The organism is Ruegeria sp. BI11 (assembly GCF_056538005.1).
This window is the reverse complement of the sequence record NZ_JBQFSM010000001.1, coordinates 718623-743909: the sequence shown is the minus strand read 5'-3', so window position 1 is coordinate 743909 and position 25287 is coordinate 718623. Positions and strand designations below refer to the sequence as shown.

Here is a 25287-nt window from a genome sequence, read left to right as displayed (position 1 = left end):
AGACGGCTTGAGCTGGCCCTTATACCGCAGGCATCTGTTGCGTGGCGCAGTGAATGCCGCCGCCTGACTGGCCCAGAGCATCGACGTTCAATGAAATAAGCTCGCGCCCAGGATAATGCCGGGCCAAAGCTTCGCGTGCGATGGCATCGGTTTCTCTGTCGCCGAACTGCGCCATTATGACCCCGCCATTGCAAACATAATAGTTTGCATATGACGCAACAAATTCCGCGTCAGTAACCCGAGGTCTGAACGGTTCAGGGATTACATCGACCTGCAAGCCTTCGGCGACAAGACGGTCATGCGTGTCGAGCGCTGCAAGGTGGAACGGGTCTTGCATGTCCGGCTCGTCTGGCAGATTGACCAAAACGCGGCCCGGACCGGTGAACCGTGCCAGACTGTCGATGTGGTAATCGGTGATGTCTTCGCCCCAAACACCCTCGGACCAGATCATTCGATCGGCACCATAAGCAGTCAGAAGTTTGGCTTCGACCTCATCACGCGATTGACCGGGGTTGCGATTGTCATTCACCCATGAACTCTCATGCGCCATCAGCAATCCGTGCCCGTCATGTTCGACCCCACCAGCCTCACCCATCAGGCCAGAGGGCAGCAGGGATAGACCTAAACGCCCAGCAACTAGGCTGGCGATACGGGCGTCATGCTTGTGGGCTTGTTTCCGACCCCAGCCGTTGAACTGAATCTGACGAACCGCAATGTCTCCACTGTCGTTGACAACAAAGATCGGGCCGGAATCCCGGCACCACAGGTCCTCGGTCGGGATGTCCCACAGTTCGACGCTCTCCGACAGTCTTTTACGTGCCGTTGCGTGATATTCGGCGTCTGTCAGCATCGTTACAGGCTCAAACTCCGATATCGCATTTGCAATATCGGCGATGGTCTGCTGCGTCATACTCAGAAGATAGCTGTCCCCGTACACTTTGCGGCTGACAGGCCACTGCATAAAGGTCCGTTGATGCGGGGCTTCCTCGGCAGGGACGAAGTAGCCTTTATCTGGTTGAGCGAAAGACTGACCTGAGATTCCCATGACACCCATAGCCCCGCCGGAGAGCAATATGTTCCGCCGGTTCATCGCCAATTACCCCTTTGTGTAAATCTGAGGTTGAGAGCACCTCGGTAAAGAGGTGCTCTGTGGCCAATCAGCCTTGTTCTGCGCGCACGCCCTTGGCGATTTGCAGCATTTGGTCCGCAGGCAGGAACCCGCGCAGCATTTCGGTGCCCAGAATGAAAGACGGAGTTCCGGAAATCTGCATGCGTTGTGCCAAGGCACGGGTGCGGGTGATCTCATCGGTCACCTGATCGCTGTCCATCGCCGCGATGATCGCGTCACTGTCCAGACCCAAGCCATCGGAAATGCGACGCAGAGAAACCTCGGTTGGTTCGCCGCCAAACTCCAGCAGGGCATCGTGAACCTGTTTATAGGCATCGTCGCCGGCCACATGTTTGGTTGCCACGGCAAAGCGTGAGGACAGGACCGACGCCTCGCCCAGAATCGGGAATTCCTTGATCACCAGCCGGATATTGCCGTCTTCGGCCAGCAGTTCAGCAACTTCGGGTACCGCGCGACGGCAATAGCCACAGCGATAGTCCATGAATTCGACCAGGGTAATGTCGCCCTCCGGATTGCCTCCAACCCAGCTATAGCCGTCATTGAACAGCTCATCAGCGTTGGCAGCCACTAGTTCCTGGTCGGCGGCGGCCTCGGCAACGGCATTGCGTTGTTCAAGGATGTTGATTGCCTCGATGATCACCTCGGGGTTTTCCAGCAGGTACTCGCGCACCTGTGCGCCGAATTCTTCCTTTTCCGAGGCGCTGAGCGCGTTCAGATCCAGCGCTTGCGCGGGGCCTGTGATCAGGGAAAGCCCCAGAAGGGCGGGTGCTGCATGTCTGAGGATCATTTCCGTTTCCTTTTTGCTTTCTTTGCGCGTTCCGATGCAATCAGCACATCCTGCGCCCTTTGCCAACCCGGTGACCCTTCGGGCAATTGCCCAAGGGCTCGTTTTGCATGAATACCCGCGTCGGCCAGACGACCGCTCAGGGCATATCGTTCTGCGGTCACGACCGAAGCCATGCCGTTTTTTCCTACTTTCGCATATGCGACCCCGAGGTCTTGCATAAGTCGGGGGTTTCGGTAATCTCTTTGCCTTGCGTTTTCAAGCGCTTGCAAGGCGTTCTTTGTCTGCCCTTCAGCCAGCAGGGCACGCCCGTACCCAGCTAAAATCAACGAGTTATTGGGGGCCATTTCAACTGCTTTACCATAGGCCTTCACAGCGTCTTGCACCTTGCGGTTTTCCAGCAGAATCTGGCCTTTGAGTTCATAGTAAAACGGATCGTCCGGACGAATGGCCAGGGCACCGTCGATGGCTGCGCGGGCATTGGCCAGATCGCGGTTCTGATGGTAGGCCGACGCTTCGCGCATCAGGCGGACATCCTGCGCGTTTTCCTCTTTCGCGCGGCGCATGGTCCATGCTGGGGATCGCAGGAAGGCCGACAGCTTACCTTTGACCCGCGCAAACCAATAATCGGCATTCGGGTCCGATTTTGACCAGTCGCCGGATTGCGCTAGAAACCTCTCAGCCACGCGCAGGCGCTCGCGGCTGGTGGGGTGCGACCGCATGTAGGGGTCTTGATTGACGGCGTTCAGCAACTCTTGACCTGCGAACTTTCGATGCAGTTCAACCATCCCGGCGGGCGAGATACCGGCCCATCTGAGATAGCTGGCCGCGCTTTGGTCGGCCGAGGATTCTTCGGCGCGGGTATGTCCGAGAAAACTGCGCAGCGCGGCGCTTTGGGTTCCCGCGGCAATGCCTGCTGCGGCCTCACCACCGCCCGCAGCCGCAGCGATCAGGGCCAGTGCGGTTCCAAGACCTGCTTTGCGCTGCGCCGTTCGCAAGTTTTGCGTCCGGCGGGCCAGATGACCGTTGGCGATATGAGCAGCTTCGTGGGCGATGACCGCCTGCAGCATTTCGGGGTTTTCGACGGACAGGATCAGGCCGTAATTCAGGTAAATCGCGCTGTAATCGATGACAAAGGCGTTGAACGTACGGTCATTGACCACCAGTACCTTGACCCGGTTGGTGTTCAGCCCGGCCGCGCGCAAAATCGGAAAGGCCAGTTCACGCAGCCCGTGTTCTATATCGGGGTCTCGGATCAGGCCCTGAGCGTTTGCCGGAACAAGGCTTGCCATCCATGTCACTGCTACCAGCAACAGGGTCGGGATTGACGCCACCCTGGATAAGCGTTCAAAAGCCATGGCTGAAACATGGGAGATTGGCATGAGAAACTCAACCCGGTCCGGGGTCGATCCCTTTATCGTGATGGACGTGATGGAGGCCGCGCGCCGCGCCGAAGAGGGTGGGCGCCACATTATCCATATGGAAGTCGGCCAGCCCGGAACCGGTGCGCCCAAAGGGGCCGTGCAGGCCTTGGGCAACGCCATGGAGCAAGCCCCGCTGGGCTATACGGTTGCCTTGGGCCTGCCTCAGCTGCGGCAACGGATCGCACGTCTTTATGGTAAGTGGTACAACGTCGATCTGAACCCCGAGCGTGTGGTGATTACCCCCGGGTCGTCGGGCGGATTTCTGCTGGCCTTTACCGCGTTGTTCGACAGTGGCGACCGCGTTGGTATCGGTGCGCCGGGCTACCCGTCTTACCGGCAAATTCTGAAAGCTCTGGGTTTGGTGCCAGTCGATCTGCCGACCGCACCGGAAAACCGTCTGCAGCCCGTGCCTGCGGATTTCGCCGGGCTTGACCTGCAGGGCCTGATGGTCGCGTCACCGGCCAACCCGACGGGCACCATGCTGGATCACGCCGCAATGGGCGCGTTGATCGAGGCCGCGCACGGGCAGGGGGCCTCGTTCATCAGTGATGAGATTTACCATGGTTTGGAATATGAAGCCAAAGCCGTCACCGCGCTCGAGCTGACGGATGAGTGCTATGTGATCAACTCATTCTCGAAGTATTTCTCGATGACCGGTTGGCGTGTTGGCTGGATGGTGGTGCCCGAGGAACAAGTGCGTGTCGTTGAACGTATTGCCCAGAACATGTTCATCTGCGCGCCCCATGCCAGCCAACTGGCGGCTTTGGCTGCGATGGATTGCGACGAGGAATTGCAAGCCAATCTGGACGTCTATCGCCGCAATCGCGCGCTGATGCTGGAAGGTCTGCCCAAAGCCGGGTTCACCAATATCGCGCCGCCCGACGGGGCGTTCTACGTTTACGCCGATGTGTCCGGCCTAACCGATGACAGCCGCGCCTTCGCGGCCGAGATTCTGGACAAGGCCGGCGTAGCCGTGACTCCGGGGTTGGATTTCGACCCTGTACGCGGGCACCACACATTGCGGTTCTCCTATGCGCGATCAACGGCGGATATCGAGGAAGGCCTGCTACGGCTGCAGCGTTTTATGACCGAGCGCGGTGCGATCACAACTCCGGCGTAACCCGTTCACAAAAACGCTTCGGTCCGTTAGTCTGACTGTCAAACGATCTCGGGAAAACTTGAGGCCATGAGCAGGATTTTCTATGCCATCGCGCTGATCTGGGCGCTGAGCAGTGCTGCGTTCGCGCATGATTTCAGCGCGCTTGCACGTGTGTTATCCGATGAAAGCCGTATTACCGATGACGGCCGCGCTGGCGTTCGGGTTGAGCTTGGCCTCAGTCAGGGGGTTCCTTACCGGGTCTTCACTCTGCGAGATCCATACCGCGTGGTGTTGGACTTTCAGGAGGTAGACTGGACCGGGCTGGACGCCGCCTCTTTCCTGCAGACTGACCGGATTAGTGGCGTGCAGTTCGGGACCTATGTTCCCGGCTGGTCGCGCATGGTGCTGGAATTGGGCGCACCGCTGGCCGTTGATACTTCAGATCTGAGGGTGGATCAGGTCAACGGGACAGCGAAACTGTCGCTTGGTCTGAGCGGCACCGATTTCGACAGCTTCGCAGCCTCCGCCGGGGCGCCGCGCCAGCCAGGATGGGATTTGCCTGAACCGGCAGTGACGACTGCCAGACCCAGTCGGGATGGGTCGCGTACGCTGCTGGTGATGCTGGACCCCGGTCATGGTGGCATTGATCCCGGGGCAGAAGTCGCTGGAACGGACGAGAAAACCCTGATGCTGACCTTCGCTCGCGAGCTGCGCGAAACGTTGCTTCGGGCTGGAGGGTATCAGGTCGTTATGACTCGTGTGGATGACCATTTCGTCAGCTTGGAACGGCGCATAGCTTTGGCGCATCGGGCAGGCGCGGATGTGTTTATTTCGCTGCATGCAGACATCCTGTCCGAAGGTCGCGCACATGGAGCAGCGGTCTATACGCTGTCCGACGACGCCTCGGACGTGGCCAGCCACAAACTGGCCGAACGCCATGATCGGGGTGATCTGATCTCCGGCGTAGACCTGAGCGGCGCAGACGATCAAGTGGCAGACATCCTATTGGATATCGCGCGGCAAGAAACCAGACCACGCACCGACGCCCTGGCTCGGGCAGTGGCTGAGGGGATGACACAGCAGGGCGGACCGATGAACAGCCGGCGCATTCGCACGGCGTCCTTTTCGGTGCTCAAGGCGGCGGATATCCCCTCGATTCTGGTCGAACTTGGATTTCTTTCCAGCCCCAGAGACCTGAAAAACATCACGAATCCCGAATGGCGCAAAGGTATGGCGCGTGGAATCCTGACCGGGTTGGAGCAATGGCGGCAGGACGATCTGGTCAAACGAGTCCTGATTGGGCAGTGACGCTACGGCGCAAACCGGCTAATATTGGCCATCGTGTTTTGACCCTGCGCCGGGGCACTACTATATAGGCGGCAGCGCGAGTAAAAGGCAGTAACGTGATCCGTTTCATTCTTTCGTTTTTCGGGGCGATCTTCAGCCTCGTCACCTTGGGTATCTTTATGGCTGCGCTGGTGATTGGCGCGGTCTTCTGGATGTATGGGCGCGACCTGCCCAGCCATGAATCGCTGGCACAATACAAGCCGCCCACGATCAGCCGGATATACTCGGGCGAAGGTCAGTTGATCGACGAATTCGCACAGGAACGCCGCCTGTTTACCCCATCCGAAGAAATCCCCGATATGGTAAAGCAGGCCTTTATCTCGGCTGAGGACAAGAACTTTTACACTCATCAGGGCTATGACCCGCGTGGCATCATTGCAGCGGGCGTGGAAGCGGTGAAGTCCAAGGGTGAAAACGTGCGTGGGGCATCCACAATCACTCAGCAGGTGATGAAGAACTTCCTGCTGTCCGGCGACCGCCGGGCCGAACGGAAGATCAAAGAGATCATCCTCGCTACCAGGCTAGAAGATACGCTGGACAAGGAACAGATCCTCGAACTTTACATGAACGAGATCTTTCTGGGCCAGAACTCCTATGGTGTGACGGCTGCGGCGCAGACCTATTTCAACAAGACGCTGCAGGAACTCGAACCGCACGAAGCCGCCACTTTGGCCGCGATGCCCAAAGCGCCATCGGATTACCACCCAGTTCGGCAGAAGGAACGGCTGCTGGCACGCCGCGACTATGTGCTGCGTGAAATGCGGCAGAATGGATATATCGACCAGGCAACCTATGAAGTTGAGGTCGCGCAACCGCTGCGCTCGGTGCAGAACGGCGATTTCGAGAGCTTCCGTACGGCGCTGCCGCCGCGTGACTATTTCACTGATGAAATCCGTCGCCAGCTGAGCGAGGATTTCGGTGAGGGTGAGTTCTTTACAGGCGGCTTCACCGTTCGCGCTTCGGTGGATGAAGAGATGCAGGTCGAAGCAGCCGAAGCGCTGCGTACCGCCCTCCAGAAATATGACCGTTCGCGCGGCAAATGGCGGGGCACCGGTGAGGTGATCCCCGAAGAAAAACTGACCGACGAAGCCCAGTGGCGCGAGGCGCTGACGATCATGGAAGTCCCGCGCGACGTGGTGTTGCCGACGCAGTGGTATCCGGCGGTGGTGCTGAATGTGGCAGAGCAATCGCTGACGGTTGGCATCGAGGACGGCCCGGCCGACGGTGTTGTCCCGCGTTCGGATATCAAATGGATGCAGGGCGATTTCGCTGCCAATTTCAAACGTGGTGACGTCATTCTTGTTATGGCTGGCGAAGAGGGGCAGTGGTCTGCTCGTCAAGTGCCTGAAGTGCAGGGTGGCTTTGTGGCAATGGACGTGAACTCGGGCCGTGTTCTGGCTATGCAGGGTGGGTTCTCGTATCAGGATTCGGTTTTCAACCGCGCCACGCAGGCGCAGCGCCAGCCGGGATCCAGCTTCAAGCCATTCGTCTACGCAGCCGCGCTGGACAGTGGCTATAGCCCGGCCACCATCGTTGTGGATGCGCCGATCGAGGTGAACACGCCGCAAGGCCTGTGGCGGCCCAAGAACTCGACGAACAAATTCTATGGCCCGACGCCATTGCGCACCGGGATCGAACAATCGCGGAACCTGATGACGATCCGGCTGGCGCAAGAAGTCACGATGCCGGTTGTTGCAGGCTATGCCGAGCGGTTCGGCGTCTACGACCGGATGGGCGCGTTCCTTGCCAACTCGCTGGGGTCCGAGGAAACCACACTCTATAAAATGGTCGCCGCGTATGCGATGTTCGCCAATGGTGGTGAAAGGGTCGAGCCCACTCTGGTTGACCGTATTCAGGACCGGTTCGGCAAGACGATCTACCGCCATGATGACCGCCAATGCGTGGACTGTAATTCTAGCTGGCTTGAGCCGGATGAGTCCCCCACTATTGTGACCGATCGCTGGCAGGTCATGGATGCGATCACCGCATATCAGCTAACGTCGATGATGAAGGGCGTGGTGGATCGTGGCACGGCATCCAGCGTCGTCAACCTGCCGGTTCCGACAGCTGGTAAAACCGGTACGACAAATGAATCCAAGGACGCGTGGTTCATCGGCTTTACGTCCAATATCGTGGCCGGTTGCTATATCGGCTATGACCGTCCACGTCCGATGGGGCGGGGGGCTTATGGTGGCACCCTGTGCGGCCCGGTGTTCCAGAGCTTTATGGAACACGCTGTCGAGAAATACGGCGGCGGTCCGTTTGAAGTGCCCGAGGGTGGCCACTTTATCAAGATCGACCGATTTAGCGGCGCGCGTCTGCCCGCAGATGCGACTGGCGATTACGTCGTGGCTGAGTATTTCCGTGATGGCGTCGACGGCTTTATCGACCGTGTTTATGACGGCGGCTTTGCGGTCGGCTCGGACTTGCCGCTGTTCGAAGAGGTGAGCACTGGCCGTCAGGTGACTACATCAACCGGCAACACCATCACTGTTGGACCCAATGCCAGCCAGGGCGACCTACAGGGTGGCGGACTTTACTAATCCGCTACCTTCAGGAACTGATCTAGCAAATCTGCTTCGGGGTCGTCTGTGATTGTCCCTTTGCCCCGCCAGAAAATTGACAGCGCGCATTTCGCTGCAGCCCATTGCGCCAGACGCTTGGGCTGCACTTCCATTGCTTGCGAATAAAGCTTTAGACACCAACGAATTTGTTCCGGTTGGCGTACAAGCATAGGCATGTCTGCGGGGTGGCGCAAAGCATTGGCCAGCTCAAAGGCCGGATCGCCTACATATCCCTTCGCGTCGATGACCTTTAACCCGTGTTGGGTTTGAATGACGTTATCATGATGCAGATCGCCGTGCAGTGGAACCTGATTGTCCTGCCTGTCTAGAAGGGATCGGGCTAAACCCATTGCCCGCATCATGTTGTATTTCAGCGGATCTGAACAGTTCAATGAAAAGTCAAACTGGAACAGCGGGGCAAAAACCTCGTTCAAATCTAATAATCCAATTGGCTGAATCCAGGGCTTTGCATGTAGACGACGCGCTGCCTCAGCCAATGAACGACAGGCGCTTTCCGCGTCTCCTCGGCGCGCGATATCACCCAGAGATGGACCTTCGAGCCATTCCATCAAAACGGCATTGCCAGCTTCTGCAATGATCTCAACACCTCCGCGATCTCGCCAGTGGGTCAAGATCTGCGCAGCTGGCGCTTCGTTTCCGCGATCTGATCTGCGATATAGCTTCAGGACAGCCAATGTACCGTCCGCGGTCTGGACTTTCCAAAGCTTGGCTAGGCCGGTGTTTGCGACCGGTTCAATGATCTTCAGCCCCCACCTCGGGGGAAACTCGAGCGGTACATCAGTCATTCATGCCTCACGCGGCTTGTGGTGCCCCGAACCTCTTGCTATCACGCAGGCCTGATTGAGCAAGTTGGGACAAGACCATGCGCGCCGAAACCCAGAATACTGTGGCGGAAATTGAAAAGTCGCTGGAGCTGCTGGCGCAGCGCATGGACTATGAAACCGCGCCCCACCGCCTTGAGGAATTCAATGCGCGTGTCGAGGACCCTAATCTTTGGGACAACCCCGAAAACGCGCAGAAACTGATGCGTGAGCGTCAGATGCTGGTTGATGCCATTGAGACGTATGAATCCATTAAAACCGATCTGAACGACAATATTGAACTGATCGAATTGGGTGAGATGGAAGAGGACCAGGAGGTTGTCGACGACGCTGAAAACGCCATCAAAGGCCTGAAGGCCAAAGCCGCCAAGAAAGAGCTTGAGGCGCTGCTGGATGGCGAGGCAGACGGCAATGATACGTTCCTCGAAATCAACTCGGGCGCAGGCGGTACGGAAAGCTGTGACTGGGCCTCAATGCTGGCACGGATGTATGTCCGTTGGGCAGAGAAAAAGGGATACACGGTCGAGCTGCAATCCGAGACCGCGGGCGAAGAAGCGGGCATCAAATCCGCCGCCTATAAGATTTCAGGTCACAATGCTTATGGCTGGCTTAAATCGGAAAGCGGCGTGCACCGGCTGGTGCGGATTTCGCCCTATGACTCTGCAGCCAAACGGCACACCTCATTCAGTTCGGTCTGGGTCTATCCGGTGGTCGACGACAATATCGAGATCGAGGTGAACCCGTCGGACATCCGTATCGACACCTACCGGTCCTCGGGTGCGGGGGGTCAGCACGTGAATACGACGGATTCGGCGGTTCGGATTACGCACATCCCAACGGGCATTGTGGTGACCTCGTCCGAGAAGTCGCAGCACCAAAACCGTGATATTGCGATGAAAGCGCTGAAATCGCGCCTGTACCAACAGGAACTGGATCGTCGTAACGCGGATATCAACGCAGCGCATGAGGCCAAGGGCGACGCCGGTTGGGGCAACCAGATCCGGTCTTATGTCCTGCAGCCGTATCAGATGGTAAAAGACCTGCGGACGAACCATGAAACCTCGGACACCAAGGGTGTTCTGGATGGTGATCTGGATGAGTTCATGGCGGCGACGCTGGCGTTGAACGTGGCGGGCAAAAGCCGGTCCGAGGCGCAAGGCGAATAACGCGGGCTTGGGGCTTGCACCCGTTTCCACAAGTGGAGCCGCGCCCGGAAACCTCTGACCAGAGCAAGTGGATCTCGGTTTAGTGCTGGGACGAAAAAGATACATTTAAACAGTGGGTTTAAATGGGGGAACGCCCCGGCTAGGCTGCTCTTGCAAAGAGGACGAGCCTGGGATGAATCTGAGCCAAGTAACTGCAAGTGACCTGTCGAAAGCGCTCTCGGCGGGGCAATTGTCGGCGCAGGAGTTAATGCAACAAACGCTGGACCGGATTGGGGAGGTTAATTTGACCGCGAACGCCATCGTGGCTTTGCGCGACCCGGATGATTTGATGGCCGAGGCCCGTGCGTTCGACGCTGGGCCTAACCGTGGCCCCCTGCATGGGTTACCGATTGCGGTAAAGGATCTGGCGAATGTGGCGGGGATTGAGACGTCACAGGGGTCTCCGATATTCAGGGGCCATATTCCACAAAGGGATGATCTGATTGCTGCCAGGATGCGGGCGGCGGGGGCGATCTTGATAGGCAAGACCAATGTGCCCGAATTCGGGCTGGGTTCTCATACTTTCAATCCAGTCTACGGGGCGACACCTAATCCCTATGATCCGACGCGGACCTGCGGCGGGTCATCCGGTGGAGCAGCGGTGGCCTTGGCAACTGGGATGGTAGCGCTTGCGGATGGGTCCGACGCGATGGGCAGCCTGCGTAATCCAGCTGCCTGGAATAATGTTTACGGGTTCCGGCCCAGTTGGGGGCGGGTACCATCCGAACCAGTTGGAGATGGATATCTGCATCAATTGTCCACCTTGGGGCCTATGGCGCGGAGCCCTGAGGATCTTGGCCTTTTGCTGGACGTGATTTCAGGGCCGGATTCGCGGCAGCCGTATGGGGGAACGCATCCCAATATCTCTCCGGTGCAGGCGGCGGATATGCGTGGCCTGAGGATCGGTTGGCTGGATAATTGGGGCGGCGCCTATCCGTTTGAAGACGGCATACGCGCACTGTGTCAGGATGCTTTGACAGTGTTCACCCAACTGGGTGCCGAGGTTGTTCCTGTAGCACCTCCGTTTGAGTCAGAGTGGCTTTGGAGCAGCTGGACAACTCTGCGATCCTGGAGTGTCGCCGCAAGCCTTGCGCCGCTTGCCGATCAGCGCGCAGCGTTGAAAGACACCGCACAATGGGAATTGGATCGGGGTCAGGCGCTGACTGCAATGCAGGTGCACCAGGCCAGTGTTGTTCGGTCAGAGTGGTTTCGGTGTGTTGCAAAGTTGATGCGTGACAATGATGCCTTGGTATTGCCGTCGACGCAGGTATGGCCCTTTGAAATCGAAACGCCTTACCCAACCGAAATTTCTGGGCAGCATATGGATACCTATCACCGGTGGATGGAGGTCATGGTTCCAGTCAGCCTGATCGGTTTGCCCTGCGTGTCAGTTCCTGCGGGTTTTGGCGACAACGGGTTACCGATGGGGATGCAAGTGTTCGGCCCGCGTGGATCGGATGCTCACATCCTGTCGATTGGCGCGGCCTATCATGCTGCCACAGGCTGGCCGCAAAAAAGACCGGCCCGACCAAAGGCGCCGCAAGAGAGGAGGACAGAACATGGATAAACCATTCGGCGTTCCGGACATGGGGCCGGTAAACATGGGGATGCTAAGCAAAGCTTTGCGCCAGGCCTGGTCCGACTTTCGCCGGGCTCCGGTTTTCGGCCTTCTGTTTGCCGGGTTTTATGTGCTGGCCGGTTGGTTCATGGCTTGGGTCACTTTAAGGACGGGCACGTCCTACTGGCTGGTTCTGGCTGCCATCGGGTTCCCTTTGCTGGGGCCGTTTGCAGCAGTGGGGATGTATGAAGTCTCGCACCGGCTCGAGCAGGGGGAACCTTTGGATTTCAAAGCTATTTTCGGGGTGGTGATACAACAGGGACGCCGCCAGTTGCCCTCGATCTGTGCAATCATCGTGGTGATTTTCCTGTTCTGGTTCTTCCTCGGGCACATGATTTTTGCATTGTTCATGGGGCTATCAACCATGACCAACGTGTCGACCTCACTAGAGGTGTACACGACAGTCAATGGACTAACTATGCTGGCTGTGGGCAGCGTTGTGGGAGCTGTGTTCGCAACTGTGCTTTACATGATCACGGTGCTCTCAATTCCGATGCTGTTGGACCGCGAGCTGGATTTCGTGACCGCCATGATCGCTAGCTTCGGCTATGTCCGCGACCATTTCGGTGTCATGCTGCCTTGGGGCATATTTATCGCGGCCCTGACCTTCTTGGCCATGATCCCGTGGTTTCTGGGCTTGTTTATTGTGTTGCCGCTGTTGGGGCATGCAAGCTGGCATTTGTACCGGCTAATCACACAAGCGGCGGGCGAAAACACGACCTGACGTCAGCCAGCAACTTGCTGAAGAGTACGGTCCGCGCGGCGGGCCGTGCGTGCTGCGGCTAGTATGGCTGAAGGGTCTTCACCCAGATGGCGCAATAGAATACGCCGGGTCGTTGTTGCGCTAGCCGTGGTCTTTGACAGGCAGATCGCCACGCCGCGCCAACGGTCCGAATGATCGTCGGAGCCGCGTGTCACCAAGTATATCCGGCTGTTTTGCGAGGCCCGGCTGGACATCAGAATGTAAATCTGCCGACCGGCGCAGGCAGCAATCCCCTGAACTTCGCGGTCGTTTGGAGTGGCACCGGGCATGCCAGGGCGGGGTTCATAGCCACGTACCAATGTACATTGAGGCAACCGACGTGCGTGAAGCAACCTGTGCCGCGAAGGCTTAGGATCATCCACTTCGGTTTCCGTCGCATAGTAGAACCCCGCTGGAAAAAGGTTCTCGGTCAGTGTCGTGGGACCCGAACCTAGGAAATCGGTCAGGGCTGATGCTGCGGGATGGGTGGGTGAGCGGTCAATCTCGTCCAGTGGTCGCAGCAGAATGCGGGCGTCGACTTCGAAAAAGCGACAAATCCGGTCCAACACGTCAGGTCTGGGAAAGCTCTCGCCGCCCAAGTATCGGTTGAATTGGGTCCGGTTGATACCCAGTTGGCGGCAAAGCTCTGAAACCGACGAATATTGCTGAGCCAGTTGCCTGAGATTTGCGCCGAACATCCTGCGCAATTCGTCCGGGTTACGCATGTCTTTGGTCATTGGTGTCCCAGGTTCTCGCGACTTGTTTTATAGTACGCAATATGTCCGACCTGACGGCCGTCGCAACGCACACAACATACAGATGACACGAACGGACGCATCCCAACGCCACGTCACACCCAAAGGCTAACGTTCAATCTTACAAAGGCAATAGGCTTTATATTATTTTGTATGATCTTTTTTTGCTGTTTTGCTCAGAAAAACAGCACTCGGCCAGTTTCCGCCTTTGAGGGGCAAAAACAGACCAGAATGACCCCACCCTAATCGAATGGCCCGACAGGGTGGGGCGAAAGTTTATTCGCCGCGCAGCAGAGCCGCGACACCGGTACGGGCCACTTCGACCAGACCCAGTGGGCGCATCAGATCGGCAAAGGCGTCGATCTTATCCGGCGCACCGGTGATTTCAAAGATGAACGAGTTCAGCGTGCTGTCGACCACATTGGCGCGGAAGATATCGGCTAGGCGCAGTGCCTCGACCCGTTTGTCGCCGGTGCCAACCACCTTAATGATCGCAAGTTCACGCTCAACGGCGTCGCCTTCTACAGTCAGGTCATGCACGTCATGAACTGTCACGATACGGCCCAGCTGTGCCTTGATCTGCTCGATCACCTGCGGCGTGCCTGTCGTGACGATAGTGATGCGGCTAAGGTGCCCGGTGTGGTCGACCTCGGCCACCGTCAGGCTTTCGATGTTGTAACCACGGCCCGAGAACAACCCGATCACACGGGCCAGGACACCCGGCTCGTTCTCGACCAGAACCGCAATTGTGTGGCGTTCCTGTACGTCCGAAAAGGTAGGGCGTAGGTTATAGGCCGAATGGCGGGTGGAGCCTTTTTTGATATGTAGGGCAGACATTTACGTCCCTTTCATCATCCTTGTGGTGCCGGGCACGTGGGGCGCCCAACGGTATTTCGTCAAACCAGGACCGAACCTTTGGAGTCGATCACGCCCTGCGTTTCTGCTTCACCCAGCAGCATCTCGTTATGCGCCTTGCCCGACGGGATCATGGGGAAGCAGTTTTCATGCTTTTCAACCAGACAGTCAAAGATCACCGGACCGTCATAGTTGATCATCTCCATGATCGCGTCATCCAGATCGGCAGGGTCCGAGCACAGAATACCCTTGGCACCAAACGCCTCGGCGAGCTTGACGAAATCGGGCAGGGCCTCGGACCAGGAATGCGAGTACCGTTCGCCATGCAGCAGCTCTTGCCACTGGCGGACCATGCCCAAACGCTCGTTATTCAGAATGAACTGCTTCACCGGCAGGCGGTACTGCACCGCGGTGCCCATTTCCTGCATGTTCATCAGCCACGATGCTTCGCCCGCCACGTTGATAACCAGCGCGTCGGGATGGGCCATCTGTGCGCCGATCGAAGCCGGGAAACCATAGCCCATCGTGCCCAGGCCGCCCGATGTCATCCAACGGTTGGGGTCCTCAAAACCAAGATACTGAGCGGCCCACATCTGATGCTGACCGACCTCGGTGGTGATATAGCGGTCGTGTTTTTTGGTCAGCTCTTCCAGGCGTTGCATCGCATATTGCGGCTTGATTGTCTTTTCGCTGTTGGTAAAGGCCAGACAGTTCACCTTGCGCCAATCGCTGATCTGCGCCTGCCATTGCTTGACGGCAGCAGCGTCGGTTTTACGGCCGCGTGATTTCCAGATCTTGAGGATATCCTCAAGCACATGCGCCACGTCGCCAACAATCGGGATGTCCACGCGGATCACCTTATTGATCGACGAGGGATCAATATCGATATGCGCCTTTTTCGAGTTCGGTGAGAAGGCATCGATCCGTCCGGTGATCCGGTCGTCGAATCGTGCGCCGACGTTGATCATCAGGTCGCAGTCATGCATCGCCAGATTGGCCTCGTACAGCCCATGCATCCCCAGCATGCCCAGCCAGTTCTCGCCCGACGCGGGATAGGCACCCAATCCCATCAGGGTCGACGTGACCGGGAAGCCCGTCGCATCAACCAATTCACGCAACAGTTGGCTGGCTGCAGGTCCCGAATTGATAACGCCGCCGCCAGTGTAAAAGACCGGTTTCTTCGCGGTCTCGATTGCCGCAACCAGTTCAGTAATCTCTTCCAGATCGCCTTTCAGAACCGGCTGGTAGTGCGAGGTCGACGGCTTCGGCGCGCTGTATTCACCCGAGGCGAACTGAACGTCCTTGGGGATATCGACCAGCACCGGACCCGGACGGCCCGCGGTGGCGACGTGGAATGCCTCATGCATGGTTTCTGCCAGCGAATCTGTGTCCTTCACCAACCAGTTATGTTTGGTGCAGGGGCGGGTGATGCCGACGGTGTCGGCCTCTTGGAACGCGTCCGAGCCGATCATGAAGGTCGGAACCTGTCCGGTCAGAACCACAATCGGGATCGAATCCAGCAACGCATCCGTCAGGCCGGTCACCGCGTTGGTGGCACCGGGACCCGAGGTCACAAGTGCAACGCCGGGCTTACCGGTCGAGCGCGCATAGCCTTCGGCTGCGTGGATCGCGCCCTGTTCATGCCGCACCAGAATGTGACGGATATCGTTTTGCAGAAAGATCTCATCATAGATCGGTAGGACGGCGCCACCGGGGTATCCGAATACCGTGTCCACGCCCTGATCCTTGAGGGCCTGAACTACCATCTTTGCGCCGGTCATCTCACGTGTCATCTGCTTTGCTCCGTTCGCGACATGTGTCTTGCGTTTAGCATAAAAAAAAGCCCCCGAGATTTTTCGGAGGCGCATGGGTTCGATTATGGTTTACCGTTACCGGCCCATGCGCGTGTTTCCTACGATTACGACTAGCGCTTTCATCGCCAGAGGCTCCTTTTCAGCTTGGCAGGGACATTATTGGCGGGCGATGTGGGCGTCAACCGGCAATCGTACCAATTTTGTAACCTGAGATGCGGTTTTTGCGACATTTTATTGCGCAGAATGCCGCAGGTTGGGAATTTCCGCGAAATTTGACCCATTCAAGCTGCGCAAGGTTGATTTCCAGCAGGTCTGAAAGCGTCAAGGCGATGTCCAAAATTGACATGAGCGGTCAGTTTCTGTGCGGCACGCTGGGCTGAGTTGAACAGGTATGGGAGGCGGACAATGCTGCAGGACTTGATAGATCTGGGGCGGTATCCGATCGATCGGCCGGGGTCGCGAGGCTATGATCAGATGATCGCGGATGTGCGGCACGAGCTCGATCGGGATGGCTGTGCGGTTCTGCCCGGATTTGTCCATGAAGACGGATTGGAGCAATTGGTGCAAGAGGCGGATGCAGTCGCCCCACAAGCGCACCGGTCTTTCAATAGGACCAACGCCTATTTCACCAAGGACGACCCGCGTTTTGGGATTGGGCATCCGATACGACGCTTCTATGACCGTTCCAACGCCTTTGTTCCGGCAGATAACTTCCCCACCTCGGGTCCTTTGCGCCGAATCTATGAATATGATTGGTTTATGCCTTTCGTTCGGGATGCGCTGGATGAGCCGGAGGATCGATTCTTTCGCTACGATGATCCACTGGCCGACGTGATTATCAACGTAGTCGAAGAGGGGCAGGGATTTCCCTGGCACTTCGACACCAACAATTACACCGTCACGCTGGCGATCCAGAACGGAGAGGCCGGCGGTACGTTTGAATATGTGCCGAGCCTGCGCACAGCTGAAGATGAGAACTTCAAGGCCGTGGCTTCAGTTCTGGACGGGGACAGGGCGCGGGTACGGGAAATGGACCTGCAACCAGGGGACCTGCAGATTTTCAAAGGGCGTTACGCGTTGCATAGGGTGGCCCCGGTGACAGGTGGACGCACCCGGTATGTCGGGATATTCTCATTCGTCGAAGCAGAAGGGATGTGCGGCGGTGTTGAACGCACACGGCAATTATATGGGCGTGTATTGCCGCATCATCATGAGCGTGAGGGAATGCGAAAGGACCAATTGCTGGACTGAAATATCTCGGTTTGAATATAAGGGTATTTTGCGACCGGAGGGTCTGATGCCCAAGATTTTACAGCTTACGCCATTTGTTCTGTGTTCGTCCCTACAAAAGCAGATTGATTTTTATTGCGACCGCTTGGGGTTCACTTGTGGGTTCCGGCAGGACAATTACGCCTTTTTGTCATTGGGGTCGGTGGCCATTCGGTTGCTGGAATGCCCGCCGCGCGATGATGGTCGACCGTTGGGAGAAGATCAGTCGTTTTACATAGATGTCGACGAGATCGACGCATTGTACGGCAGTTTGCAAACGATGCTGTCTGATCTGCCCAAAGGCCGTGTACGCCCGCCGTTCGACCAGCCCTATCTGCAGCGCGAGTTTCACGTCATCGACGAAGACGGGGCGTTGGTGTTTTTTGGGCAGGATATCAGTCCGAGGGCGTAGGCCCTCCCGCCCGTCGTCAATGCGCCTGCGGCGCATCTTCGCCGGTTGGGCAGAGCAGCGCTTCGCGCTGCGGGTGGACTTAGAATCCTGGGCTTGTACCTTGCAGGACCCCGTGTTCCAGCGCGTAGCGGGTCAGGCCGGCGGTGGAGGAGATACCCAGCTTGCGTTTAATGTTCTTGCGGTGGGTTTCCACCGTTCGAACCGAAATATCCAGGGTCTGCGCCACTTCTTTGTTGGATTTCCCTTGCGCCAGTTCCAGCAGGATTGTCTGTTCGCGGCCTGTCAGCGCTTCGCGTGCGCTGTCCTGTTTGGGCGCCAGTGATCCGCTGGCCCCAGTGCACAGGTACTGTTCGCCACGCATCACCGCATCAATGGCCTGCTTGATCTCATCTGTGGGGACGTCTTTGAGGATATATCCTTTGGCGCCGTGACTCAGCGCGGTTGAGATATATTCCGGGCTGTCATGCATCGACAGGATCAGGATGCGGGTGTCGGGCAGGCGTTCAAGGATGATTTCGGTGGCGCTGAGCCCGCCCAGGCCGGGCATGTTCAAATCCATCAGGATCACGTCTGGGGTCAAATCGGTGGCCTGATCGACGGCTTCCTGACCCGTACCAAGGGTGCAGACCACCTCGATGTCGGGATAGCTTTCCAGGATCGATTGAATTCCTTCGGCCACCATTGGGTGGTCATCCACGATCAGGACCCGGATCGTCTGTGCGCTCATGTACCGGCCTTTCGGTTCGGAGTTGCGTCTTCCTGCGGCGGTAGCAGGTGGCTGAGGGGCAGGGTGACCTCAATCACTGTGCCGCCGCGCGGGCTGCGTGATGACAGAATGCGCAGCGATCCGTCAAGCTGTTCGATGCGCTCCTGCATATTGCGCAGCCCGATTCCGGTGCTGACGCCGTCAGGCTCGCGGGGCAGTCCACAGCCGTTGTCGGTGATGCGCATGGTGGCACCCTTTTTGTGCCCGCGCAGGTCGATTGTAACATGTGTTGCGTTGGCGTGGCGTTCGATATTGGTCAGGGCTTCCTGCGCAATGCGATAAAGAGCGATCTTGGCGTCCTGATCCAGTCGGTTACGAAACACGACGGTCGAGAATTCGGTCTCGATACCCGTACGTTCGCGGAAATCATCTGTCAAAGCCTTGACCGCAGGGCCAAGGCCGAGATCATCCAGTACGCCCGGACGAAGGTCACGACTAATGCGGCGAACTTCGTTGATCGCGGTGCCAAGATGCTCGATTCCTTTGTCCAGAGGAGCATGCGCGCCGTCGTCATCGCCCCGTGCAAGTCTCCGCCGTGCATTGTCCAGCGCATAGCGTACACCGACGAGTATTTGACTGATGCCATCATGCAATTCGCGCGCCACGCGGCCGCGCTCTTCCTCTTGCGCGTCAAGCACCCGCTGGGTCAACTCTTTCAGTTTGGCATCCGCTAGCCGCCTCTCCCGGAAATTCAGGAACATGCCGGAGGCAAAAACGACCAATACCGCTGCCAGAGTGATCCCGCCGATATAATAGAATGTTCTTCGCACGCGGGCTTCCACCTCGGCCCTCGCGGCGGCGATCGAGGCGACAACGTCATCGATGAACACACCGGTTCCTACAGCCCACTGCCAGCTGGGAAAGCTGGTGACATACGTGATCATCTGCGCCTCTTCCCCAGTCGAAGGTTTGGGCCAAAGGTAGGTGTGATACCCGGCACCCTGTCGAGCGATACGGATTAGTTCGTCCACGACAGGGGTGCCCTCGCTGTCGGTCAGGCCGCTCCAGTTCTTGTTGATAAGGTCGGTCTGGCGAGGGCTTACCAGATTGTTGCCGTCATAGTCATAGACAAAAAAGAACCCGTCATCGCCGTAGATCATCGCCGAAAGGATTTGCGCGACCTGATCCTTGGCGTCCTGATCGTCGGGTTGGGCCGAGCCGTAGACGAAATAAAACCCGTTGCGTGCCTGGGTGACGTAGTTGCGTAGCTCGGCCTTTTTAGCCTCGATCAGCTGAGCCTCGAGCTGGTCAATTTCACGCTCGGCGAGTTTGCGGGACTGATGCGCAACAAGAATGGCAATCGCCGCCACGGCCACAATCAGCGGCAGCGTCGCCAGTAGCGACAGCTTTTGCGCGTAATTCGGTCGAAAGACGTTGCGGAATCTCCCCATACCTCTGCGATAGGCAAATTTTTCGAAAAAAGCAAAGTCGGACCGTTCGAGGCTGGAAAAAGGCGGGTTCAGCACAGAAAAATCACGGTGAATCCAGTGGTTTGCCCTAACGAATGCTCGTTTCTACGTAGTAGTAGGTATTTTCATCTTGAAATGCATGGATATGATCCGCCTCATCGACAACGATCAACTGCCCCAAGAGGCAGACCATGACTTTGGGAGGACTGACTAAATGGATCGTCGTTCATTTTTGAAAACCACGGCACTAGGCGGCAGCGCGGCTGCAGCTACCACTCTGGCGGCACCGGCATACGCTCAGGGCAAGCGGACCCTGACTATGGTGACATCTTGGCCGCGTGGCTTTGCCGTTTTGGATGACGCTGCCAGCTATATGGAGCAGATGGTCGGTGAGATGTCCGATGGTCAGCTGACCATTGAAAAGAAAGCCCCGGGCGAACTGGTGGGCGCGCTGGAAGTGTTCGACGCCGTGTCATCCGGCCAGGCCGACATGTATCACTCGGCTGACTACTACTTTATTGGTCAGCACCCAGGATATGCCTATTTTACCGCCGTGCCCTTCGGTGGCACCGCGCAAGAACTGACCAACTGGTACTATCACGGCGGCGGTGAAGAGCTGCACGACGAGCTGGGCCAGATCTTCAATCTAAAAGGCCTGCTAGCCGGTAACTCAGGCTCGCAGTCGGGCGGTTGGTTCCGCAGCGAGATCAACTCGGCCGCAGACTTCAACGGTCTGAAATTCCGTATGCCGGGTCTAGGCGGCAAGGTGCTGGGCAAGCTGGGTGCTTCGGTTCAGAACATCCCCGGCGGCGAACTGTATCAGGCGCTGTCTTCGGGTGCGCTGGACGGTCTGGAGTGGGTTGGCCCGATGGCTGACGAACGCGCCGGCTTCCAGGAAGTTGCCAAGGTCTACTATACTGCGGGCTTCCACGAGCCGGGTTCGGGTCTGGCCGCATCGGTCAACCTGGATGTCTGGAACGAGCTGACACCCGCGCAGCAAGCGATCATGCGTTACGCTTCGATGGCCACGACCCACTACCAGCTAGCCGAAACGCTGGCCAACAACGGTGCCGCTTTGGCGCGCTTGCAGTCGCAAGGCGTGAAAACGCTGCAATTCTCGGATGATGTCTGGGATGCGTTCGGCAAGGCATCCGCCGAGGTCATGGACGAGAACATGAGCGACGAATTGTTCGCCAAAATCCGCGGTTCGTTCGAAGATTCGCTGGCGACATCGGCCTCGTGGATCAACAAATCGGATGGTTACTACGTCCAGCAGCGCGTTCGCGTTCTGGGTGGCTAAGTAAGCGCCGGAAATCTCTGAGGCCTCACGAAAGTGGGGCCTCTTTTCAATACATTTCTCTGAATGTCGTGGTCCCTGCTAAGGTGAAGATCACAAATATTCAGCTGAGTGAGGGACATCATGGACGACAGCAGCTCGGTTGGTTTGACCGACGCTCTTGCCGCGATTGGCGGCGGGATTGTCTGGGTTCTGCAAAATCTGGCCCAAGCCTTCTACAACATTGGCTATGCACTGACCCATCCAAGCCATTGGCTGGATTGGTCCGATAAAGAAGCTGTCATGCGCTTCGTCTACTATGGCGGATCGGTTGAGTTCTTCTTTGCCGTTTTTGCCGTTTTTCTGGTCATCACGATCATCGGGATGGCTCGCAACAACTTTATGTGGGGTTGTGTGCGGGGGCTGGAGGGGTTCACCAACACCCTGGGCCGATTCTTTGCCTGGGCTGGCCTGCTGATGGTGCTGCAACAGATCATCATCGTGATCATGCAGCGGATTTTTACCCGCCCCGACATCGTGCTCGCCTTTGGCATTCCGCTGCAATACGACATTAGCTGGTATGCAGAAATGCTAAAGTTTTACAACGCTTTGGTGGTGTCTCTTTGCGTTGGCTACACCTTTGTCCAAGGTGGGCACGTGCGGGTTGACCTGTTCTATGCCCCGGCACGGTACGGCACCAAAAAGGTGATCGACATGCTCGGTTCGGTGTTCTTCATGATGCCGCTGGCGGTGCTGGTCTGGATGTATGGCTGGTACTTCATGTGGCGCCACCTGATCGTGCCGAAACCCTCGGCCAGTGACACGCTGGAGCGGCTGTTGCTGAAATCGAAAGCGATGCGCTGGAACGTAGAGACCATCGGCTTCAGCCCTAACGGTTTCACCGCGTACTTCCTGTTCAAGATCATGCTGGTGGCCTTTGCCGGGCTGGTCTTCCTGCAGGCCATCGCGTTCCTGTACCGGTCGTATCTGGAGTACGTCGAAGGGCCGGACAGTGCCGGAAAATACCTCGACAAAGACAGCCTTGGCGAGGGTGAAGAAGCCTTCGAAGGCGTACATTAAGGACGGAGACCAAGACTATGCTATTCGGACTTGATGGCGTCGAGATAGGCCTCATTATCGTATTCTTCTGCCTTTTCGGAGGCATCCTTTCCGGGTTCCCGGTGGCTTTTGCCATCGGTGGGGCCGGTATCATCTCATTCGGGATCATCGCGGCGTTGGACAGCGCCGGGTTGCTGGTGCACCAAGCAATTGACTCGGGTACACAGGCCTATAGGGATTTGGTGAATTCGGGCGTGAAACCCGACACCATATCCGTGTTTCGATACCCGGAATTACCAACCGTAGGTGAGCCGGTCTTTCCCTCTGGCTGGGAAACCGCACTGGACCGCAACGTCTCGTTCATCGTGAACCGCATCAACGAGCGGGTTCTGGCCGGGCAGTCCATCGAAACCCTGTTGGCCGTGCTGATGTTCGTGCTGATGGGGATTACACTGGAACGTTCAAAGATCGCCAACGATCTGCTGACCACGATGGCGCGCGTCTTCGGCCCGCTGCCGGGTGGTCTGGCCGTGTCGATCGTGGTTGTGGGCGCGTTTCTGGCGGCCTCAACCGGGATCGTGGGCGCGACCGTTGTGACGATGGGTCTGCTGGCGTTGCCGACCATGCTGCGGAACAATTATTCGCCCGAACTGGCGACTGGTGTAATTGCGGCTTCGGGGACGTTGGGGCAGATCATTCCACCCTCTATCGTGATCGTTCTTTTGGGCACGCTGGCCGGTGATTTGTACTCGACCGCGCAAGAAACTCGCGCGGTTGAGGCTGGGTGTACCGATGCGCTGACCTATCTGGGCGAGCCTGCGGTGGTCTCAGTCGGTACTCTTTTCCAGGCGGCGTTACTGCCGGGGATCATGCTGGCCTTGCTCTATGCGCTGTATGCGTTTGGTTATGCGCTGATGAACCCCGAGAAAGCCCCAGCAGTTGAGTTGGGCGGCGGTGGCGGCGAACCGATCACCCGGGGCGAAGGCCTGACCTGGCTGTTGGGTGCGCCCGTCGCGTTGATCGTGGGGGCCATTCTGCTGGGTAGCACAGGTGTGATTGGCAGCCAGAACATCACTGTTTCGGCCTTCTCGGATATCGGTGAGGGCGCTTCGTTACGCACCAACGTGTCTGAAGAGTGCAAGGTTTCGATGATCGAACTGCATGGACAGTCCGCCTGGGATCAGGCCGTAGCTGAGCAGCAGGCGCTGGATGAGGCTGGTGGTGTCGCGCAAGCTCAGCGACTGACCGAGGAAGAGTTGACTGCCGCGCAGGACGCCAAAATCGCAGCAGCAGCGCCGATCGGAACGGGCGTCGCGGTTATTGTTGTGCTGCTGGGTTTGACCTTGCTGTTCGGTCGCGGCATTGCGCCGTCGAAATCGACGCAACCCTTGATCGTTGGGACCATCGGCCTGTTGCTGATGGTGCTGGTGGATGTGCTGCTGATTGCGCCGACGACCTCGTCTGGGGTGGCTTTCCTGATCATGGCGATACCGTTTGCACTGGCGATCTACGGCTGCAAGTTTGCGGCTGAACGCTGTGCCACCAATGATCTGATCCGCGTGGTCTTCCCACCTCTGGTTCTGATTATCGCGGTGCTAGGGTCGATCCTTGGCGGCATTACCAATCCGACACCGGCGGCGGCGCTGGGTGCGGGTGGGGCGATCATGCTGGCCGCTTATCGCAAGCTGCAGGATCAGGGGCGCTCGGGCAAGGTGATCATCTGGTCGACCTTCGCTATCCTCATCTGCATGCTGATGGGCATAAACTTCGATCTGCGCATCAACCAAGGTGATATCTCGGTTGAAACCTGGATTGCCTTCATCTTCGCCTATGCAGCTTATCTCTATGCGCTGTTCGGTCTGATCTTTGCCTGTTGGGTTCTGTACTCAAGCGACGTTCTCACACCCGTGGTGCGCGAGACAGCCAAGGTGACGTCGATGGTCTTTACCATTCTGATCGGGTCGCAGCTGTTGAACCTGGTGGTGATCTCATTCGGGGGCGAGCATTACATCCAGCAATTCCTGCGCAGCTTTGACAACGAGTTCACAGTCTTCCTGATCGTGATGCTGGTACTGTTCATCCTAGGCTTTGTGCTGGATTTCCTCGAGATCATCTACATCGTGATCCCCATCGTGGGCCCAGTGATCTATGGCGGGTCGTTCGATCCGAAATGGGTGACGATCATGGTGGCGGTCAACCTGCAGACCTCGTTCCTGACGCCACCGTTCGGCTTTGCGCTGTTCTACCTGCGGGGTGTCGCGCCAAAAGAGGTGACAACGGGTCACATCTATCGTGGGATCATACCCTTCGTGATCATTCAGGTGGTGGGAATCGGCATCTTGTGGTCCTTCCCGTCGATTGTGACCATCGTGCCGGATCTGATCCCGAACTGATGGATCGCCGAGATCCAATGGAAAAGGGGGCCGTTTGGCCCCCTTTGCTTTTTCGGTTTGGTGAAGGGGCCAGCCCCTTCTTGGCCTGCGGCCAATTCAACACCGAGATGTTTTTGACCAGATGAAGGCGGATCAGGTGAATTGAATCAGGTCCCAACGATTTCCGAACGGATCGCGCCAGACGGCGACTGTACCGTAGGGTTCTCGCCTTGGGTCTTCCTCGAAGTGAACACCATTTGCCCGCATAGCGGTGTAATCGCGTTCGAAGTCATCCGTTTGCAGAAAGAAACTCACGCGACCTCCGGTCTGATTACCTACGGCAGCGATCTGGTTTGGTCCGTCGGCCTGAGCCAGCAACAGAGAGCCTGAGTCTGATCCCGGTGGCGTTACCAGCACCCAGCGTTTGCCACCGCCTAGGTCGATGTCCTGCGCCAGGGTGAAATTAAGAACCTGAGTGTAGAACGCAATGGCGGCTTCGTAATCCGGCACCACGAGCGTGACCGCGTGAAGCGTTTGTCGCATGGT

21 protein-coding genes are annotated in these 25287 nt (G+C 57.6%); 11 read left to right on the top strand and 10 right to left on the bottom strand.

Features of this window, described 5'->3' with window-relative positions; all coding sequences use genetic code 11:
* Positions 1-19: 19 nt before the first annotated feature.
* The 3 genes from ACR0DT_RS03680 to ACR0DT_RS03670 all read right to left on the bottom strand — a co-directional run bounded on the left by ACR0DT_RS03680 (position 20) and on the right by ACR0DT_RS03670 (position 3295).
* Positions 20-1090 carry an agmatine deiminase family protein gene (locus ACR0DT_RS03680; RefSeq protein WP_480709452.1) on the bottom strand — a complete coding sequence of 357 codons (1071 nt, stop codon included), beginning with the start codon at positions 1088-1090 and terminating at the stop codon, positions 20-22.
* A gap of 67 nt (positions 1091-1157) precedes the next feature.
* Positions 1158-1916, bottom strand: coding sequence for a DsbA family protein (locus ACR0DT_RS03675; protein ID WP_480709451.1), 759 nt, complete (start codon positions 1914-1916; stop codon positions 1158-1160).
* Positions 1913-3295 (bottom strand): M48 family metalloprotease, encoded by a 1383-nt coding sequence (locus tag ACR0DT_RS03670; protein WP_480709450.1) that lies wholly within the window; start codon positions 3293-3295, stop codon positions 1913-1915. The genes ACR0DT_RS03675 and ACR0DT_RS03670 overlap by 4 nt, the downstream gene beginning before the upstream one ends.
* On the opposite strand from ACR0DT_RS03670, the gene ACR0DT_RS03665 reads away from it, so the two are divergent.
* The 3 genes from ACR0DT_RS03665 (at position 3294) to ACR0DT_RS03655 (ending at position 8326) form a co-directional block, all read left to right on the top strand.
* A complete protein-coding gene (locus tag ACR0DT_RS03665; RefSeq protein WP_480709449.1) occupies positions 3294-4457 on the top strand; it encodes a pyridoxal phosphate-dependent aminotransferase in 1164 nt (387 codons plus the stop codon). The two genes, ACR0DT_RS03670 and ACR0DT_RS03665, sit on opposite strands and share 2 nt — an antisense overlap.
* A gap of 66 nt (positions 4458-4523) precedes the next feature.
* Complete coding sequence (locus ACR0DT_RS03660; protein ID WP_480709448.1) at positions 4524-5744, top strand: N-acetylmuramoyl-L-alanine amidase; 1221 nt, start codon at positions 4524-4526, stop codon at positions 5742-5744.
* Between the two features lie 95 nt (positions 5745-5839).
* Complete coding sequence (locus ACR0DT_RS03655) at positions 5840-8326, top strand: penicillin-binding protein 1A (RefSeq protein WP_480709447.1); 2487 nt, start codon at positions 5840-5842, stop codon at positions 8324-8326.
* On the opposite strand, the gene ACR0DT_RS03650 is transcribed toward ACR0DT_RS03655, so the two are convergent.
* A complete protein-coding gene (locus ACR0DT_RS03650; protein WP_480709446.1) occupies positions 8323-9153 on the bottom strand; it encodes an aminoglycoside phosphotransferase family protein in 831 nt (276 codons plus the stop codon). The two genes, ACR0DT_RS03655 and ACR0DT_RS03650, sit on opposite strands and share 4 nt — an antisense overlap.
* A 77-nt stretch (positions 9154-9230) precedes the next feature.
* Here ACR0DT_RS03650 and prfB point away from each other — a divergent pair, with 77 nt between their 5' ends.
* From prfB to ACR0DT_RS03635, 3 genes are all read left to right on the top strand, one after another.
* Complete coding sequence (gene prfB, locus ACR0DT_RS03645; RefSeq protein WP_480709445.1) at positions 9231-10355, top strand: peptide chain release factor 2; 1125 nt, start codon at positions 9231-9233, stop codon at positions 10353-10355.
* A gap of 172 nt (positions 10356-10527) precedes the next feature.
* On the top strand, positions 10528-11961 hold the full coding sequence (locus ACR0DT_RS03640; RefSeq protein WP_480709444.1) for an amidase: 1434 nt from the start codon (positions 10528-10530) through the stop codon (positions 11959-11961).
* Positions 11954-12736 (top strand): DUF2189 domain-containing protein, encoded by a 783-nt coding sequence (locus ACR0DT_RS03635; RefSeq protein WP_480709443.1) that lies wholly within the window; start codon positions 11954-11956, stop codon positions 12734-12736. The genes ACR0DT_RS03640 and ACR0DT_RS03635 overlap by 8 nt, the downstream gene beginning before the upstream one ends.
* A gap of 2 nt (positions 12737-12738) precedes the next feature.
* On the opposite strand, the gene ACR0DT_RS03630 is transcribed toward ACR0DT_RS03635, so the two are convergent.
* The 3 genes from ACR0DT_RS03630 to ACR0DT_RS03620 form a co-directional block, all read right to left on the bottom strand.
* Positions 12739-13491 carry a helix-turn-helix domain-containing protein gene (locus tag ACR0DT_RS03630; protein ID WP_480709442.1) on the bottom strand — a complete coding sequence of 251 codons (753 nt, stop codon included), beginning with the start codon at positions 13489-13491 and terminating at the stop codon, positions 12739-12741.
* A gap of 294 nt (positions 13492-13785) precedes the next feature.
* Entirely contained in the window at positions 13786-14346 is a 561-nt protein-coding gene (gene ilvN, locus ACR0DT_RS03625) for an acetolactate synthase small subunit (RefSeq protein WP_480709441.1), read from the bottom strand.
* 59 nt (positions 14347-14405) lie between these two features.
* Complete coding sequence (locus ACR0DT_RS03620) at positions 14406-16157, bottom strand: acetolactate synthase 3 large subunit (protein ID WP_480709440.1); 1752 nt, start codon at positions 16155-16157, stop codon at positions 14406-14408.
* A gap of 426 nt (positions 16158-16583) precedes the next feature.
* Between ACR0DT_RS03620 and ACR0DT_RS03615 the strand changes: the two genes are divergently transcribed.
* On the top strand, positions 16584-17429 hold the full coding sequence (locus ACR0DT_RS03615) for a HalD/BesD family halogenase (protein WP_480709439.1): 846 nt from the start codon (positions 16584-16586) through the stop codon (positions 17427-17429).
* Between the two features lie 46 nt (positions 17430-17475).
* Positions 17476-17859 carry a bleomycin resistance protein gene (locus tag ACR0DT_RS03610; RefSeq protein WP_480709438.1) on the top strand — a complete coding sequence of 128 codons (384 nt, stop codon included), beginning with the start codon at positions 17476-17478 and terminating at the stop codon, positions 17857-17859.
* 79 nt (positions 17860-17938) lie between these two features.
* On the opposite strand, the gene ACR0DT_RS03605 is transcribed toward ACR0DT_RS03610, so the two are convergent.
* Both ACR0DT_RS03605 and ACR0DT_RS03600 read right to left on the bottom strand, forming a co-directional pair.
* The gene (locus tag ACR0DT_RS03605) at positions 17939-18586 is read right to left on the bottom strand and encodes a response regulator transcription factor (protein ID WP_480709437.1); all 648 of its coding nucleotides are present in this window, start codon (positions 18584-18586) and stop codon (positions 17939-17941) included.
* Positions 18583-20016: a cache domain-containing protein gene (locus tag ACR0DT_RS03600; protein WP_480709436.1), complete on the bottom strand. Its 1434-nt coding sequence runs from the start codon at positions 20014-20016 to the stop codon at positions 18583-18585. Before ACR0DT_RS03600 ends, ACR0DT_RS03605 begins: the two co-directional genes overlap by 4 nt.
* A 232-nt stretch (positions 20017-20248) precedes the next feature.
* On the opposite strand from ACR0DT_RS03600, the gene ACR0DT_RS03595 reads away from it, so the two are divergent.
* The 3 genes from ACR0DT_RS03595 (at position 20249) to ACR0DT_RS03585 (ending at position 24762) form a co-directional block, all read left to right on the top strand.
* Entirely contained in the window at positions 20249-21334 is a 1086-nt protein-coding gene (locus ACR0DT_RS03595) for a TRAP transporter substrate-binding protein (RefSeq protein ID WP_480709435.1), read from the top strand.
* Between the two features lie 120 nt (positions 21335-21454).
* On the top strand, positions 21455-22390 hold the full coding sequence (locus ACR0DT_RS03590) for a TRAP transporter small permease subunit (protein WP_480709434.1): 936 nt from the start codon (positions 21455-21457) through the stop codon (positions 22388-22390).
* Between the two features lie 17 nt (positions 22391-22407).
* Positions 22408-24762, top strand: coding sequence for a TRAP transporter large permease (locus tag ACR0DT_RS03585; RefSeq protein WP_480709433.1), 2355 nt, complete (start codon positions 22408-22410; stop codon positions 24760-24762).
* A 132-nt stretch (positions 24763-24894) separates the two neighbouring features.
* On the opposite strand, the gene ACR0DT_RS03580 is transcribed toward ACR0DT_RS03585, so the two are convergent.
* On the bottom strand, positions 24895-25284 hold the full coding sequence (locus tag ACR0DT_RS03580) for a VOC family protein (RefSeq protein ID WP_480709432.1): 390 nt from the start codon (positions 25282-25284) through the stop codon (positions 24895-24897).
* Positions 25285-25287: the final 3 nt, after the last annotated feature.

What these genes read in the sequence shown, in the direction of transcription:
- ACR0DT_RS03680 (WP_480709452.1), bottom strand. Translation starts at nt 1,090, where the DNA reads ATGAACCGGCGGAACATATTGCTCTCCGGCGGGGCTATGGGTGTCATG.
- ACR0DT_RS03675 (WP_480709451.1), bottom strand. Translation starts at nt 1,916, where the DNA reads ATGATCCTCAGACATGCAGCACCCGCCCTTCTGGGGCTTTCCCTGATC.
- ACR0DT_RS03665 (WP_480709449.1), top strand. Translation starts at nt 3,294, where the DNA reads ATGAGAAACTCAACCCGGTCCGGGGTCGATCCCTTTATCGTGATGGAC.
- ACR0DT_RS03670 (WP_480709450.1), bottom strand. Translation starts at nt 3,295, where the DNA reads ATGCCAATCTCCCATGTTTCAGCCATGGCTTTTGAACGCTTATCCAGG.
- ACR0DT_RS03660 (WP_480709448.1), top strand. Translation starts at nt 4,524, where the DNA reads ATGAGCAGGATTTTCTATGCCATCGCGCTGATCTGGGCGCTGAGCAGT.
- ACR0DT_RS03650 (WP_480709446.1), bottom strand. Translation starts at nt 9,153, where the DNA reads ATGACTGATGTACCGCTCGAGTTTCCCCCGAGGTGGGGGCTGAAGATC.
- prfB (WP_480709445.1), top strand. Translation starts at nt 9,231, where the DNA reads ATGCGCGCCGAAACCCAGAATACTGTGGCGGAAATTGAAAAGTCGCTG.
- ACR0DT_RS03640 (WP_480709444.1), top strand. Translation starts at nt 10,528, where the DNA reads ATGAATCTGAGCCAAGTAACTGCAAGTGACCTGTCGAAAGCGCTCTCG.
- ACR0DT_RS03635 (WP_480709443.1), top strand. Translation starts at nt 11,954, where the DNA reads ATGGATAAACCATTCGGCGTTCCGGACATGGGGCCGGTAAACATGGGG.
- ACR0DT_RS03630 (WP_480709442.1), bottom strand. Translation starts at nt 13,491, where the DNA reads ATGACCAAAGACATGCGTAACCCGGACGAATTGCGCAGGATGTTCGGC.
- ilvN (WP_480709441.1), bottom strand. Translation starts at nt 14,346, where the DNA reads ATGTCTGCCCTACATATCAAAAAAGGCTCCACCCGCCATTCGGCCTAT.
- ACR0DT_RS03620 (WP_480709440.1), bottom strand. Translation starts at nt 16,157, where the DNA reads ATGACACGTGAGATGACCGGCGCAAAGATGGTAGTTCAGGCCCTCAAG.
- ACR0DT_RS03615 (WP_480709439.1), top strand. Translation starts at nt 16,584, where the DNA reads ATGCTGCAGGACTTGATAGATCTGGGGCGGTATCCGATCGATCGGCCG.
- ACR0DT_RS03610 (WP_480709438.1), top strand. Translation starts at nt 17,476, where the DNA reads ATGCCCAAGATTTTACAGCTTACGCCATTTGTTCTGTGTTCGTCCCTA.
- ACR0DT_RS03605 (WP_480709437.1), bottom strand. Translation starts at nt 18,586, where the DNA reads ATGAGCGCACAGACGATCCGGGTCCTGATCGTGGATGACCACCCAATG.
- ACR0DT_RS03600 (WP_480709436.1), bottom strand. Translation starts at nt 20,016, where the DNA reads ATGGGGAGATTCCGCAACGTCTTTCGACCGAATTACGCGCAAAAGCTG.
- ACR0DT_RS03595 (WP_480709435.1), top strand. Translation starts at nt 20,249, where the DNA reads ATGGATCGTCGTTCATTTTTGAAAACCACGGCACTAGGCGGCAGCGCG.
- ACR0DT_RS03590 (WP_480709434.1), top strand. Translation starts at nt 21,455, where the DNA reads ATGGACGACAGCAGCTCGGTTGGTTTGACCGACGCTCTTGCCGCGATT.
- ACR0DT_RS03585 (WP_480709433.1), top strand. Translation starts at nt 22,408, where the DNA reads ATGCTATTCGGACTTGATGGCGTCGAGATAGGCCTCATTATCGTATTC.
- ACR0DT_RS03580 (WP_480709432.1), bottom strand. Translation starts at nt 25,284, where the DNA reads ATGCGACAAACGCTTCACGCGGTCACGCTCGTGGTGCCGGATTACGAA.